This window comes from Bradyrhizobium sp. WSM4872 (assembly GCF_055811715.1).
On the sequence record NZ_JBVVPT010000002.1, the window covers coordinates 309,380 to 324,172 of the forward strand.

Sequence of the window (14,793 nt, forward strand, 5' to 3'; positions counted from 1 at the left end):
GGCCCCTATTCGAACGTTTCGGATGTGATGCGGATCCGGAACACGGGCTCCTTGGCCTCGTCCAGCAGCTCCATGTTCCATTCGGAATTTTCCTGGAGCTTGCGGGCGATGCCGGCGGCCATGTCGGCGCAGACGCTGGTCATCTCCTTCCAGGCCAAATCGCGATCGGCAAATTCCGACGCCTGGTCGGCACAGCCGGAATAGCTGCCGTTCCGGATTCGAAAAAAGTAGAGCGGCATGGTTCGTACCGATCGCGCCTGATGGCTCCGTCCCCACGGCCATAATCGCGGCAGTCCAATCCCAAACCATCGGCAGATCAATTCCGGGCGGCTACGGAATAGCCCCGTGGGCGCGGCGAGCGCCCTGCAAGCCATGCCGCCGACGATCTCGGTGCGGCCGTTCAGGCGGTTTTGCGCCCGATCGCCTTCAGCTCCCGATCGATCCTCAGCTGCACCCGCCGGATCGCCAACAGATCGATCTTGGTCTCGGTCCTGCCGGTCTTGATCTGCTCGCCGATCCGGAACTGCCACCGCCAGATCCCGGGAATTGCCGTCTTGGTGACGGTGAACTCGACGCCCCTGTGATTCATGGCGATCTCCCACGATTCACTTCCATCACTGAGAACATGCTGGGCGGCATAATATTCCAGCGAAAGCTCAATCTGTCGGTAGGCCCCGGATACCTCACGGCTATCCCGCAAACGCACGCACTGCCGCCCAGCGGCGGCGCGAGGCCTCTCCCGTGGTTCTCCGGCCAAGAACAGAGTTCCTGGGATGGGTAAGGGCGCCTTCCGGAACGCGGCGGCATGTGCCTTGCTTGGTTCGATGACGGTCAGCAACATGGGCGCGTCATGCCGGGCATTCCCCGCCGCTATTCTCATTTCGTGTTCGGAATCATCCAGTCCGGACTGACCTCGCTGGTCGCCGCGGGCATCGCCAGCCTTCCTGTAGGGAACGCGCTGGACTTCCTCGCGCACTGGATGGTGTCGTGGCTGATCGCATGGGCGGCGATGCTGCCGATCGTGTTGCTCGCGGCGCCGGCGATCCGCGCCTTCTCGCTGCGCCTGACGCGGGAGGAGGGCGGTTCGCAAACCGGCCGGCCGGCATGAAAGGCGGCATGAAAATCGGCATGAAAAAACCCCGCTTGGAGAACCAAGCGGGGAGAAGGTTATTGGAGGCTGAGGTGCTGGGCTGCAACACCATAGCTAGGCGACCCTAGCCGGCTCAGCTTACGACAGCCTGACAAGGCCCGCCGGCGGCAGCGAAAGCCAAGAGCGCGGGGCCGCACACTGGCCCCGCACCGGTCCCAATTTCGACATCCGTTCGCACAACTCAGGACACAACCGCAGGCGAGATTTCGCAATGACGGTGCTGCCATGGGGGAAACGTGGCGTGCCGGCAACGGGGTGGCATCATGGACAACGTAGAGCGGTCATTCGCCGCCGCGACGGCGGCTGGCTTCGTCGTGCTGGTGATCGGGATCGGGTTGCTGGTTCTGCTGTAGGCGGTGTTGGCTGCGGGAGACGGCTCCGGGGTGGAAAGGCCCATGCGCGCCTTTCAAAAACACGAAAACAACCCCATGCACAGTAGCCCGCCTACAAATTCCCTCGTTTAATCAATGGCTTACTTGTAGTATTTGGATACCATATCGGCTCGGACTCGCCTCCATGGCGATCCGAATCTCGATTCCTGTGCCGATTCCCTGAGATCAACGGGCGGCCGCTCCGGCACTGTCGCCAGCGCGTTGCCGCTGGCGAACATCGCCACGCCTGACGCGTCGGCCGGCTGGCCTCGGCTCCTACGCCCTCGTCCCGACGGCCTTAGTGAACCTTGATCGCGTCCAGCGGCAAAAGGAGTTCGGCGGCACGCTCGTCGCGGTCCTTCTTGCGGAACTCGTTTTCCTTGCGCTCGAACTTGCTCATCTCCTCCCGCGCCGCCTCCAGCAGCGGAATGCGCCGGATCGTATCGTGATGCGTGTTGTCCGTCATGACTGAAGTCCCCAGAGTTACGGTCCCATCCAAGAGAAGACCGCAGACCGCGAAAGGTTCGGTGCCGCAGGATTGCGGAATTCTGACGGCGCGCAGGGCATCCGTCTTTGATGCGTGTCAGAGAGCGCCAAGATCCGGGTAGTGGCCTGTCCTAAGCCCCAGTGGCCTAAGTTGAATTTGGCAGCGGCCTGGTTTGATCCATATCAGGTGCTCCGGTCGTTTCTCCGCGTACGGATTGTTCGTTCAATCTGGCAACGGAGCCACAATGAAACCGGATCGGGATCATGCAACGAAGCATGGGAAGTGCACTCGATGCGACGCTGAGATCGTGAGGATCACAGAGATTGCCGATCCGAGGACAGGTCGGATGTTCACAATTGCTGAATGTCGAAACGGGCACCTGACGTGGGATCCTAAGTAAGGCCGCCTCAGTGGGCGGCCGCTTTGGCAAAAGAACATATTGCGAACCTAGAACAAATAGGGTACATTGATTTTATCGCCGCGCCGCCTCGCCAGCCGTTTGTCCCTCTAGCGAATCCTCGCCATAAGGAGCACGACCCAATGTCCACCACTGCCCTGCGTATCGTCGAAGGATCTTCCATGGACAAGAGTAAAGCTCTGGCCGCCGCGCTCTCCCAGATCGAGCGGCAGTTCGGCAAGGGCTCGGTGATGAAGCTCGGCAAGAACGACCGTTCGATGGATGTCGAGGCGGTCTCCTCGGGCTCGCTCGGGCTCGATATCGCGCTCGGGATCGGCGGCCTGCCGAAGGGACGCGTCGTGGAGATCTACGGGCCGGAATCCTCGGGCAAGACCACGCTGGCGCTGCACACGGTTGCGGAAGGGCAGAAGAAGGGCGGCATCTGCGCCTTCATCGACGCCGAGCACGCGCTCGACCCGGTCTATGCGCGCAAGCTGGGCGTCAATATCGACGAACTGCTGATCTCGCAGCCGGACACCGGCGAGCAGGCGCTGGAAATCTGCGACACGCTGGTGCGCTCCGGCGCGGTCGACGTGCTGGTGATCGATTCGGTCGCGGCGCTGGTGCCGAAGGCCGAACTCGAGGGCGAGATGGGCGATGCGCTGCCGGGTCTGCAGGCCCGCCTGATGAGCCAGGCGCTGCGCAAGCTGACGGCGTCCATCAACAAGTCCAATACCATGGTGATCTTCATCAACCAGATCCGCATGAAGATCGGTGTGATGTACGGCTCGCCGGAGACCACCACCGGCGGCAATGCGCTGAAATTCTATGCCTCCGTCCGCCTCGACATCCGCCGCATCGGCGCGATCAAGGAGCGCGACGAAGTGGTCGGCAACACCACGCGCGTCAAGGTCGTCAAGAACAAGCTGGCGCCGCCGTTCAAGCAGGTCGAGTTCGACATCATGTACGGCGAGGGCGTCTCCAAGATGGGCGAGATCCTCGATCTCGGTGTCAAGGCCGGCATCGTCGAGAAATCCGGCGCATGGTTCTCCTATGACAGCCAGCGTCTTGGCCAGGGCCGCGAGAATTCGAAAGCGTTCCTGAAGGCCAACCCCGACATCACCGCCAAGATCGAGACCTCGATCCGCCAGAACTCCGGCCTGATCGCCGAGCAGATTCTCGCCGGCAGCCCCGAGCGTGACGCCGACGGCGAGGAGCCGGGGGACGAGTAAGCTTCAACAGTAGAGTTTTTCGCGAGGAGCGGGCGCTGAGGACGTTGAGTTGCCGACGTCTTCGGCGCCTGTTTCGTTTTGCGTGGGGTGAGCGGGGCCATGAAGAATGTGATCCTGACCAGTTCGTCCGGAAGCGGGCTCGCCCGATCGGGTTTGGCGGAGCTTGTCATTTCATCCTCGTTTCACTTTGAGTGGGGACCGCTGCCCTCGCCCGAGAAGCTCGCAGCCTTTTTCGCGGCGCGTTCGGCGAATCTCGGGCCAGGTGATCATTGGTCTGACTGGGGCATCCGGTGGCCCAAGGGCATCAAGGACCGCAAAGACTTGTCCCTTGCGGACTTCTGCGAGCAATATGACGTGGTTGAACTTTGGTTCGACCCAGCTCCCCGGGATCAATTGCAGCTCGTCTGCCTGCTGGACCACCTCAGCTCCTGCTCCTCGCTGGTGCCAAAGCTTAAACTTCGACTTGTGGCATCCGAGCTGACGACGGAACGCGGTGAAGATCTCGCTGCGTCCGAGCCGCACATTCATGTCGTGCCTGTTAGGGCCCAGGAGTTCGAGACTGCCCGGTTGGCGTGGTCGGCCTACCGCGCGACGACCCCTGAGGCCTGCGTCGATCTCCTTCACCAGGATCTCAGTGCATTGCTGATGCTGCGCCCGGCCTTGCTCGATCTCCTAGCAGAACTCCCGTCGCCTTCGACGGGACTCGGTGCGACGGAGATGCGGTTCTTGGAGATGCTTGCCAGAGGGTTTGCGAACACGGGTGCGTTGTTTCACCTGCGCTCGCATCGGCGCACGTTCGTGTTTGGAGAGACTGAGTTGGGTCGGTTGCTCGACGGGCTCGCGCTCGGCCCCAGGCCCGCAGTGGCCGGATTGGACGACGAACTGCGCACGATCGACCGCGAGAATCACAGGGATCGGCATGCCGCATATGTCCGCAGCCGACTGTCACTGACCGAGTTCGGGGAGGCCGTCCTGGCTCATCAGGAAGATTTCAGTCGCCACAACCGGATCGACCGCTGGTGGGGCGGCACGCACCTGACCAACGATCGGCTGTGGCGTTACGGCCATGTTTTGACGAAGCCTTGAGACCACGGCATGACCCGGCTAATTGTCACAACCGACTCGTCCATCGCCGGCGCCATTCAACAGGCGGGCCTTGCCGACCTCGTGATTGCGATCGAGCGCCGGCTGGTCTGGGGACCGCTGCCGACCGATGCAGAGCTGGACGCGTTCTTTGCGCCGCGTAGGACGCAGCCTCGCGGGCTTCATTGGCTCGACGATACGCCGTCCTGGCGTCTCGACGGATCAAGCGCGAAGGATCGAGGACTGATCGAACTGCTCGCGGAATATGACACGGTCGAGTTTTGGCGAGGGCCGGAGCCAAATGCGCAATTGATCCTGCTCTGGCTGCTCGATCATTGGGGCCGCCGACACGATGCAAATCCTGGCTTTGTCGTGCGCTCCCTGTTCTTGGGTGTCAGGGATGTCGACCCACCGCGAAGCGAACTCTACCCGCCGGCTGTCGCGATCACAGCTCGTCAACTCAAATCGGCCCGCCGTGCATGGCGGGCCTATCGTGCGCCGACCCCGCAAAGGTGGCCGGATCTCTTCAAGACGGATTTGAGCTGGTTGCCACAACTCGGCCCTCACGTGAGGGCTCTGCTCAACGAACTTCCGCGCCCTGCCTCAGGCCTTGGAGCCACGGAAGCGCGGATACTCCAGCTCATCGCGCGAGGCGGCATGCAGCCTTTCGATGTCTTCCCGGGCCATCAGAAGTGCAACGAGCCGGATGTGTATGGTTATTGGGAAGTTGGAGCGCTGCTTGACGGTCTTGCGCGCTGCGAGAGGCCGGCCGTGGCGGGACTGGATGAAGGTCCGTTTTCACTAGAGATGCACGACGATTCAAGTCGCTTCGATCGGTACAAGCGGTCGCAGTTGTCGCTGACCGAGTTCGGCAAGGCGGTGCTGGGAGGCGACCAGGATTTTCGCCGGCACAACCGGATTGATCGCTGGTGGGGCGGCACTCACCTGACCAACGAGCGTCTCTGGCGGTGGGACCCCGAGACGCGCTCGTTGATCGCGCCCTAAATGCGTGTTCCGTGCCGTAAGGTGGGTTGGCGAAGCGTAACCCACCTCTTCCATTTCCTCGGAGACAGAAGTGGTGGGTTACGCCAGCGACTGCGCTTTGCGCAGCCCGCCAGCTAACCCACCCTACGATCCGTCACTCCGCGGCTTCCGCGTAATCGCTCACCGGCGGGCACGAGCACACCAGATTGCGGTCGCCATAGACGTTGTCGACGCGCCCGACCGGGGACCAATATTTGTCCGTGCGCGAGGTGCCCGCGGGGAAGCAGCCCTCGACGCGGGTGTAAGCGCGCTTCCAATCGTCGTCCGCGATGTCGTGCACGGTGTGCGGGGCGTGGCGCAAGGGCGAAGCCTCGATCTTGAAGCGGCCGGCTTCGACCTCGGCGATTTCCTTCCGGATCGCGATCATGGCATCGCAGAAGCGATCGAGCTCCGCCTTGGATTCCGACTCGGTCGGCTCGATCATCAGCGTGCCCGGCACCGGGAAGCTCATGGTCGGCGCGTGGAAGCCGTAATCGATCAGGCGCTTTGCGATGTCGTCGACGGTGACACCTGAGGTCGTCTTCAGCGCGCGGGGGTCGACGATGCATTCATGTGCGACGTGGCCCTTCTCGTTCTTGTAGAGCACCGGGAAGTGCGCATCGAGCCTGGCTGCGACGTAGTTGGCGTTGAGGATCGCGATCTCGGTGGCGCGCTTGAGGCCTTCGCCGCCCATCATCAGAATGTAGATGTAGGAGATGGTGAGGATCGAAGCCGAGCCGAACGGCGCCGCCGAGACCGGCCCCACAGGCGCGTTCCCGTCCGTCGCGGGATGGCCGGGGAGGAACGGCGCAAGGTGCGCCTTGACGCCGATCGGGCCCATGCCGGGGCCGCCGCCGCCATGCGGGATGCAGAAGGTCTTGTGCAGATTGAGATGGCTGACATCGGCGCCGTAATCGCCGGGCCGGGACAAGCCGACCTGCGCGTTGAGGTTGGCGCCGTCGAGATAAACCTGCCCGCCATGGCCGTGCACGATGTCGCAGATCTCGCGAATGTGCTCCTCGAACACGCCATGGGTCGAAGGATAGGTGATCATGACGGCGGCAAGGTCGTTCGAATGCTTCTCGGCCTTGGCGCGGAGGTCGTTGACATCGACGTCGCCATTTTTCTCGCAGGCAACAACCACCACGTCCATGCCAACCATCGCGGCGGAAGCCGGGTTGGTGCCGTGGGCGGAGGAAGGGATCAGGCAGATCTTGCGATGCGTCTCGCCACGCGCCGCGTGATAACCGCGGATGGCCAGAAGCCCGGCATATTCTCCTTGCGCGCCGGAATTCGGCTGCAGCGAGATCGCGTCATAGCCGGTAATATCGCACAGCCATTTCTCCAGGCGCGCGAACAACGCGTGATAGCCACGTGCCTGCTCGCGCGGGGCGAAAGGATGCAACGAGCCGAACTCGGGCCAGGTCAGCGGCATCATCTCGGTGGTCGCGTTCAGCTTCATGGTGCACGAGCCGAGCGGGATCATCGCGCGGTCGAGCGCGAGGTCGCGATCGCTGAGCTTGCGCATGTAGCGCAGCATCTCGGTCTCCGAGCGATGCGCGTGGAACACCGGGTGGGTGAGAAAGGCGGTCGCGCGCTTCAGCGCCTCCGGCAGCGCCTCGCGCGTGGTCGCGTCGATCTCGGCATAGGCAAGCTGGCCACCGAAGGCGCGCCAGACCGCTTCCACGGTCGCCGGCGTCGTGGTCTCGTCGAGCGCGATCCGCAAGCTGTCTTCCCCAACGCCGAGATTGATCTTCTCGGCGGCCGCGCGCGCGATGATCTCGGCACGCTTCGCGCCTGCATCCACGCTGAGCGTGTCGAAGAAGCTGTCGGACTGTAGCGCAAAGCCGAGCTTGCGCAGGCCTGCGGCCAGCACCGCCGTGCGGCGATGCACATTGCGCGCGATCTGCGTCAAGCCTTCGGGACCGTGATAGACCGCATACATCGAGGCGATCACGGCGAGCAGCACCTGCGCGGTGCAGATGTTGGAGGTCGCCTTCTCGCGGCGGATGTGCTGCTCGCGGGTCTGCAGCGCGAGACGGTAGGCCGGCATCCCGCGCGAGTCCACGGAGAGGCCGACGATGCGGCCGGGCAGCGAACGCTTCAGCGCATCGCGCACCGCCATATAGGCCGCGTGCGGGCCGCCATAACCCATCGGCACGCCGAAGCGCTGGGCAGAGCCGATGGCGATGTCGGCGCCGAGCTCGCCGGGCGAGGCGAGCAGTGTCAGCGCCAGCAGATCGGCGGCGATGACCGCGAGCGCGCCCTTGGCCTTCAGGCTGGCGATCGCGGGCCTGAGGTCGCGCACGGCGCCTGACGAGCCCGGGTATTGCAGCAGCGCGCCAAGCACGTCGGTCTTGTCGAGATCGGTGAGGGGATCGCCGACGACCAGGGTCCAGCCCAGGGGCTCCGCGCGGGTGCGCATCACGGCGAGCGTCTGCGGATGCACGTCCTTGTCGACGAAGAAGGCCTTTGCTTCGACCCGCGAGTGTCGCTCGGCGAGCGCCATCGCTTCGGCGGCCGCGGTTGCCTCGTCGAGCAGCGAGGCGTTGGCGACGTCGAGCCCGGTGAGATCGCAGATCATGGTCTGGAAGTTGAGCAGCGCCTCCAGCCGGCCCTGGCTGATCTCGGGCTGGTAGGGCGTGTACGCGGTGTACCAGGCCGGGTTCTCCAGAATGTTGCGCTGGATCACCGCAGGCAGGATCGTGCCGGAATAGCCCTGGCCGATCAGCGAGGTGAAGACCTGGTTCTGGGCGGCGAGCTCGCCCATATGCGCGATCGCCTCGGTTTCGCTGAGCGGCTTGCCGAGATCGAGTGGGGCAGCCTGCCGGATCGAGGCCGGCAGCGTCTGCGCCATCAGCGCGTCGACGCTGTTCGCGCCGACCGCCTCGAGCATCGCGGTGACGTCGCGGGCGGAAGGGCCGATGTGGCGGCGAACGAAGGCGGTGGTGTCGCCGTTGGATTTGCGGTGCGCGGTCATCATGGGTCCTCGCTTTAGGTCATCTGTCGTCGTCGTCATCGTCCGCGAAGGCGGACGGTCCAGTACGCCGCGGCTTCTCGGTTCAATCCGTGCTGCCGGTGGCTACTGGATGCCCCGCCTTCGCGGGGCATGACGATCGGTTGGGTCTGCATCATCTCACGCCGTATGGGCCTTGTACGCCGCTTCGTCCATGAGACCGCCGAGCTCGCTCTTGTCGGCCATCTTGATCTTGAAGAACCAGGCCGCGCCTTGCGCATCCGAGTTCACCAGCGCGGGCTCGGCAGCGAGCGCGGCGTTGGTCTCGAGCACTTCGCCCGTCACAGGCGCATAGACGTCCGATGCGGCCTTCACCGATTCCACGACGGCGGCGGCTTCCGCCTTCTTCAGCGTGCGGCCGAGCTTGGGCAATTCGACGAACACGACGTCGCCGAGCTGCGACTGCGCGTAGTCGGTGATGCCGACGGTGGCGACATCGCCGTCGATCGCAAGCCATTCGTGGTCGGAGGTGTACAGCGTCGTGGTCATTGTCTCGGTCCTCAGCGTTTGTAGGTGTTTTTCACGAAGGGCATGGCGGCGATTTGCACGGCCAGGCGTTGGCCGCGCACTTCGGCGAAGAGTTTTGTGTCGATCGCGCTCGATGCGGTGGGCACATAGCCCATCGCGACCGGCGCATTCAGGCTCGGGCCGAAACCGCCCGAGGTGACCTTTCCGATCGGCTCGGCGGAGGTCGCATTCGCAAACAGCAGCGCGCCCTCGCGCACCGGCGCGCGGCCCTCGGTGCGCAGGCCGACACGGCGGCGGGATGCGCCGTGATCGAAATGAGCGAGAATCTTTTCCGCGCCGGGGAAGCCGCCGGCACGCGCGCCGCCGGTGCGGCGGCTCTTCTGCACCGACCATTCCAGTGCCGCCTCGACCGGCGTGGTCGCGGTATCGATGTCATGGCCGTAAAGACAAAGCCCGCCCTCGAGCCGCAGGCTGTCACGGGCGCCGAGCCCGATCGGCATGACGTCAGCATTGTCCAGCAGCGCCTTGGCGAGCCGTTCGGCATCCTCCGCAGGAACCGAAATCTCGAATCCATCCTCGCCCGTGTAGCCGGAGCGCGAGACGAAGCAGTCGAGGCCGGCGACCTTGTGCGGGCCGGAATCCATGAACTTCATGGCGGGTGCCTCTGCACATAATTTCGCCAGCGCCGATTCCGCCTTCGGCCCCTGCAGCGCGATCAGCGCGCGGTCGGAGAGCTGCTCGATGATGCAGTCGTCCGAAAGATTCGCGCGCAGATGCGCCTCGTCCTCGGCCTTGCAGGCGGCATTGACGACCAGGAAGAGGTGATCGCCGAAATTGGCGACCATCAGATCGTCCAGAATCCCGCCTTCGGCATTGGTGAACTGGGCGTAGCGCTGCCGGCCCGGCGCGATCGCCAAAATATCCTGCGGCACCAGCCGTTCCAGCGCGCGGGCGGCGTCTTCGACCTTGCCGGATTTCGGCCGGAGCGCGATCTGGCCCATGTGGGAGACGTCGAACAGGCCGGCTGCGTTGCGGGTATGAAGGTGCTCCTTCAGGACTCCGGCCGGATATTGCACGGGCATGTCATAGCCCGCGAACGGCACCATCTTGCCGCCGAGCGAAACATGCAGGTCGTAAAGGGGGGTGCGTTTCAGGGAGTCTTTGTCGTCACGTGCAAGCATCGGGGGGGCCCTCGGCGGTTCCCCGGGAACGATTTCCCGTGGACACCAGTCGAAGCCCCATCTGTCGCTGTGCCTGAGAGTATTATCCCGTCGGCGGACGCTGTCCGGATCTAAACCCGTCGGCGCCTCTTTCCAGATGCTGTCAAAGCCACGCGGTCCTTTTGCCTGAGAGTTTCCGGGGCGGTTGCTCCTTCGGCGCCGGCTACCAGTGCCGGTCTCTCCCGACGTGGCCGTACGATACAGATGGGTAAAGACCACAGGCCGGCCAAGCCTGTCAACGCGGCATCGGCGGCTTTCCAACGGATTACGCGACTGCGGCAACGCCTTGATCTGGCTGCACAGTTTCTGGACAGCGAAGCTGGCCTTGTCTAAAAGCGCTTTGACCCGCAGATATCAGCCCAAACTCGCGGTTTGGATGGCTGGAAGGCGGGTGCAAGCACACCCGATTGGATGAACATGAGCGGCGTCAACGAGATCAGGTCGACCTTTCTGAACTTCTTTGCCGAGAACGGCCACGAGATCGTGTCGTCCTCGCCATTGGTGCCGCGCAACGATCCGACGTTGATGTTCACCAATGCCGGCATGGTGCAGTTCAAGAACGTCTTCACCGGCGTCGAGAAGCGGCCCTATCAGCGCGCCACCACGTCGCAGAAATGCGTTCGCGCCGGCGGCAAGCACAACGACCTCGATAATGTCGGTTACACCGCGCGCCATCTCACCTTCTTCGAGATGCTCGGCAACTTTTCGTTCGGCGACTATTTCAAGGAGCGCGCGATCGAGCTGGCCTGGACGCTGATCACGAAGGAGTTCGGGCTCAAGAAGGACAAGCTGCTCGTCACTGTCTACCACACCGACGACGAGGCGGCCGGGCTGTGGAAGAAGATCGCGGGCTTTTCCGAGGACCGCATCATCCGCATCCCGACCTCGGACAATTTCTGGGCGATGGGCGACACCGGCCCGTGCGGTCCGTGCTCGGAGATCTTCATCGATCGCGGCGAGCACATCTGGGGCGGCCCTCCGGGCTCCCCGGAGGAGGATGGCGACCGCTTCCTCGAATTCTGGAATCTGGTGTTCATGCAGTACGAGCAGGTGACGAAGGAGGAGCGCGTGGATCTGCCGCGTCCCTCGATCGACACCGGCATGGGCCTTGAGCGCATGGCCTGCATCATGCAGGGCGTCGACAGCGTGTTCGAGACCGATCTGTTCCGTCATTTGATCGACGCGACCGCGTCGGCTCTCGGAAGCGGACCGGACGAGAAGACCGTCGCCTCGTTCCGCGTCATCGCCGACCATCTGCGTTCGTCGGCCTTCCTCGTCGCCGACGGCGTGCTGCCCTCGAACGAGGGCCGCGGCTATGTGCTGCGCCGGATCATGCGCCGTGCGATGCGCCATGCGCAGCTGCTCGGTGCCAAAGAGCCGCTGATGCATCGCCTGGTCTGGGCGCTGGTGCGCGAGATGGGCCAGGCCTATCCGGATTTGATGCGCGCGGAAAATCTGATCGAGGAAACGCTGCGGCTGGAAGAGACGCGCTTCCGCAAGACGCTGACGCGCGGCCTCGCCATTCTCGACGAGAAGAGTGCTTCCTTGAAGAAGGGCGACATGTTCGACGGCGACGTCGCCTTCACGCTGTACGACACCTACGGCTTCCCGCTCGATTTGACGCAGGACGCGCTGAAGTCGCGCGGCATCAGCGTCGACCAGGCCTCGTTCACCGATGCGATGGAGCGTCAGAAGGCCAAGGCGCGCGAATCCTGGAAGGGGTCTGGCGAAGCTGCTTCCGAGGCGATCTGGTTCCCGCTGCGTGAGAAGCTCGGCGCAACCGAATTCCTGGGTTACGAGACCGAGAGCGCCGAAGGCGTGGTGACCGCGCTGGTCAAGGACGGCAAGGAAGTCGCGAGCCTCAAGGCCGGCGACACCGGCGCGATCGTGCTGAACCAGACGCCGTTCTACGCGGAGTCCGGCGGCCAGGTCGGCGACACCGGCGTATTGACCGGCGAGGGGGGCATCAAGTTCCGCGTCACCGATACGCAGAAGAAGCTCGGCGATTTCTTTGTTCACGTCGGCACGGTCGAGAGCGGCGAGCTGAAGCTCGGCACCGCGCTGCAGCTCGAAGTGGACCACGGCAGGCGCTTTTCGATCCGCGCGCATCACTCGGCGACCCATCTCATCCACGAGGCGCTGCGCCAGGTGCTCGGCGACCACATTGCCCAGCGCGGCTCGATGGTCGCGCCGGACCGTTTGCGTTTCGACTTCGTGCATCCGAAGCCGATCACGGCTGAAGAACTCGCGCGCGTCGAGGACATCGCCAACGACGTGGTGCTGGAGAATGACGAGGTCTCGACCCGCGTCATGGGTGTGGACGAGGCCCGCGAGGCCGGCGCGCGTGCGCTGTTCGGCGAGAAATATGGCGACGAGGTTCGCGTCGTCTCGATGGGGCGGACCGCGCGCGAGCGCGGCGCCAACGCGCTCGGCTGGTCGGTCGAACTGTGCGGCGGCACCCATGTCAGGCGCACCGGCGACATCGGGCTGATCACGCTGACGGGCGAGAGCGCGGTGGCTTCGGGCGTGCGCCGGATCGAGGCGCTGACCGGCAACTACGCGCGCAAACATGCCAACGACACCATGGCGCTGGCGAAGACCGCGGCCCACGAACTGCGCACCTCGATCGACGACGTCCCGGCGCGCATTGCCGCGCTGATGGAGGAGCGCAAGAAGCTCGAGCGCGAGCTCTCCGACGCCCGCAAGAAGCTGGCGATGGGCGGCGGTGCAGCTTCGAGCAACGGCGCAGCCTCCGGCGTGCGCGAGGTTGGCGACGTCAAGCTGATGGCGCGCGCGGTCGAGGGCATCGAGATGAAGGATCTCAAGAGCCTTGCCGACGACGGCAAGAAGCAGATCGGCTCCGGCGTCGTCGCCATCGTCGGCGTCACCGAGGATGGCAAGGCCGGCGTCGTGGTTGGCGTCACCGCGGACCTCACCTCGCGTTTCAATGCAGTTAATCTGGTGAAGGTCGCCTCCGAGGCGCTCGGCGGCAAGGGCGGCGGCGGCCGTCCCGACATGGCCCAGGCCGGCGGCCCTGATGGTGCGAATGCGGCCGCGGCGCTCACGGCGATCGAAAAAGCCATGACTGAACAAAAATCGACCGGCGCGTAGGCAGGTGCGCCCCGTTCCGCGAGGACGTGGCTCAACCGATCCCGATCTGAGGGATCGCCTCTACGAATTGTTGGAGCACGATCCGCTGGCCTACTCGGTCGGATCGCGCTTCATCCAGCTGATCATCGGCGTCATCGTGCTCGACGTCGCCGCGATGATCCTTGCCTCGGTGCCGGAGCTGGATGCGCAATTCGGCGCGCTGTTCGCGGGCATCTCCATCCTCTCCGTGATCGTGTTCGCGCTGGAATATGCCGCGCGGCTGTGGACGGTGGCGGGCCATACCCAGCGCACGGCGTCCGCGCTGTCCGACCGGCTCAGCTATGTCTTCTCCGCACTCGGCATCATCGATCTCCTCGCGTTCCTGCCTGCCGCGGTCGTGCTGGCCACGGGCCGGCACGCGACGCTGGCAGCGCTCGGCGTGCTGCCGTTCTTCAAGCTGGTGCGCTATTCGCCCGCGATGCGCTCGCTGCTCGCGGCCGTGCACGCGGAGCGGCGGGCGCTGATCGGCTGCATCGTCATCCTGATCGGCGCGGTGCTGACGTTTGCCTCGCTGCTCTACGCCATCGAGCGCGATGTGCAGCCGGACAAGCTCGGCACCATTCCGCAGGCGATGTGGTGGGCGATCGTGACGCTCGGCACCGTCGGCTACGGCGACGTCGTGCCGGTGACGGCGCTCGGAAAGTTCATCTCCGTCTTCACCATCATCAGCGGATTTGCCATGATCGCGCTGCCGGTCGCGATCATCTCGACGGCCTTTGCGGAAGAGGTGAAGCGGCGCGACTTCGTGGTCACCTGGGGCATGCTGGCGCGGGTGCCGCTGTTCTCGCATCTCAGCGCATCCGAGATCGCCGACATCATGCGGCTGCTGCGGGCGCGCACGATCGAGCAGGGCGAGATCCTGGTGCGGCGGGGCGATGCGGCTTCGTCGATGTATTTCATCACCGCCGGCGAGGTCGAGATCGCGCTGCCGAACCAGCAGGTGCGGCTCGCGGATGGCACCTTCTTCGGCGAGATCGCGCTGCTGCACAAAACAAAACGCAGCGGCACGGTGACGGCGACGCGCAAGACCCGGCTGCTGGTGCTCGACGCCCAGGACTTTCATGCCCTGATCGAACGCATGCCGACGCTCGCCGCGCACGTCCACAGGACGGCGAAGGCGCGGCTGGAGGGCAGCGGCGATCTTGCGGTAGCAGAGCTGGCGCAGGCGGAGCGCGAAGGCACCGACCGCTGAGGGC

12 protein-coding genes and 1 riboswitch are annotated in these 14,793 nt (G+C 64.4%); of the genes, 6 read left to right on the plus strand and 6 right to left on the minus strand.

The features are described 5' to 3' along the window. Positions 1-5 precede the first annotated feature (5 nt). Entirely contained in the window at positions 6-239 is a 234-nt protein-coding gene (locus AC0L3C_RS04600) for a DUF6894 family protein (protein ID WP_027518878.1), read from the minus strand. A gap of 161 nt (positions 240-400) precedes the next feature. Further along, on the minus strand, positions 401-589 hold the full coding sequence (locus AC0L3C_RS04605; protein WP_473259163.1) for a hypothetical protein: 189 nt from the start codon (positions 587-589) through the stop codon (positions 401-403). 261 nt (positions 590-850) lie between these two features. On the opposite strand from AC0L3C_RS04605, the gene AC0L3C_RS04610 reads away from it, so the two are divergent. Continuing rightward, entirely contained in the window at positions 851-1,108 is a 258-nt protein-coding gene (locus AC0L3C_RS04610; RefSeq protein WP_473259159.1) for a DUF2798 domain-containing protein, read from the plus strand. 711 nt (positions 1,109-1,819) lie between these two features. On the opposite strand, the gene AC0L3C_RS04615 is transcribed toward AC0L3C_RS04610, so the two are convergent. Continuing rightward, on the minus strand, positions 1,820-1,987 hold the full coding sequence (locus tag AC0L3C_RS04615) for a hypothetical protein (protein ID WP_473259156.1): 168 nt from the start codon (positions 1,985-1,987) through the stop codon (positions 1,820-1,822). A 561-nt stretch (positions 1,988-2,548) separates the two neighbouring features. Here AC0L3C_RS04615 and recA point away from each other — a divergent pair. The 3 genes from recA (at position 2,549) to AC0L3C_RS04630 (ending at position 5,725) form a co-directional block, all read left to right on the plus strand. Beyond that, positions 2,549-3,637 (plus strand): recombinase RecA, encoded by a 1,089-nt coding sequence (gene recA, locus AC0L3C_RS04620; protein WP_007602214.1) that lies wholly within the window; start codon positions 2,549-2,551, stop codon positions 3,635-3,637. A 99-nt stretch (positions 3,638-3,736) separates the two neighbouring features. Further along, complete coding sequence (locus tag AC0L3C_RS04625) at positions 3,737-4,723, plus strand: hypothetical protein (RefSeq protein ID WP_473407290.1); 987 nt, start codon at positions 3,737-3,739, stop codon at positions 4,721-4,723. A gap of 81 nt (positions 4,724-4,804) precedes the next feature. After that, positions 4,805-5,725, plus strand: coding sequence for a hypothetical protein (locus tag AC0L3C_RS04630; protein ID WP_473407291.1), 921 nt, complete (start codon positions 4,805-4,807; stop codon positions 5,723-5,725). Between the two features lie 133 nt (positions 5,726-5,858). Here the strand turns inward: AC0L3C_RS04630 and gcvP are convergent, their stop codons facing one another. The 3 genes from gcvP to gcvT all read right to left on the minus strand — a co-directional run bounded on the left by gcvP (position 5,859) and on the right by gcvT (position 10,408). Next, positions 5,859-8,723, minus strand: coding sequence for an aminomethyl-transferring glycine dehydrogenase (gene gcvP, locus AC0L3C_RS04635; protein ID WP_473407383.1), 2,865 nt, complete (start codon positions 8,721-8,723; stop codon positions 5,859-5,861). Positions 8,724-8,879: 156 nt separating this feature from the next. Next, a complete protein-coding gene (gene gcvH, locus AC0L3C_RS04640; RefSeq protein ID WP_027518872.1) occupies positions 8,880-9,248 on the minus strand; it encodes a glycine cleavage system protein GcvH in 369 nt (122 codons plus the stop codon). Between the two features lie 11 nt (positions 9,249-9,259). After that, positions 9,260-10,408 (minus strand): glycine cleavage system aminomethyltransferase GcvT, encoded by a 1,149-nt coding sequence (gcvT, locus tag AC0L3C_RS04645; protein WP_473259150.1) that lies wholly within the window; start codon positions 10,406-10,408, stop codon positions 9,260-9,262. A 144-nt stretch (positions 10,409-10,552) separates the two neighbouring features. Further along, a riboswitch (glycine riboswitch) is annotated at positions 10,553-10,642 on the minus strand. A 222-nt stretch (positions 10,643-10,864) separates the two neighbouring features. On the opposite strand from gcvT, the gene alaS reads away from it, so the two are divergent. Further along, positions 10,865-13,558: an alanine--tRNA ligase gene (alaS, locus tag AC0L3C_RS04650; RefSeq protein WP_473259148.1), complete on the plus strand. Its 2,694-nt coding sequence runs from the start codon at positions 10,865-10,867 to the stop codon at positions 13,556-13,558. Positions 13,559-13,562: 4 nt separating this feature from the next. After that, positions 13,563-14,789 (plus strand): cyclic nucleotide-gated ion channel, encoded by a 1,227-nt coding sequence (locus tag AC0L3C_RS04655; RefSeq protein ID WP_473407292.1) that lies wholly within the window; start codon positions 13,563-13,565, stop codon positions 14,787-14,789. Positions 14,790-14,793: the final 4 nt, after the last annotated feature.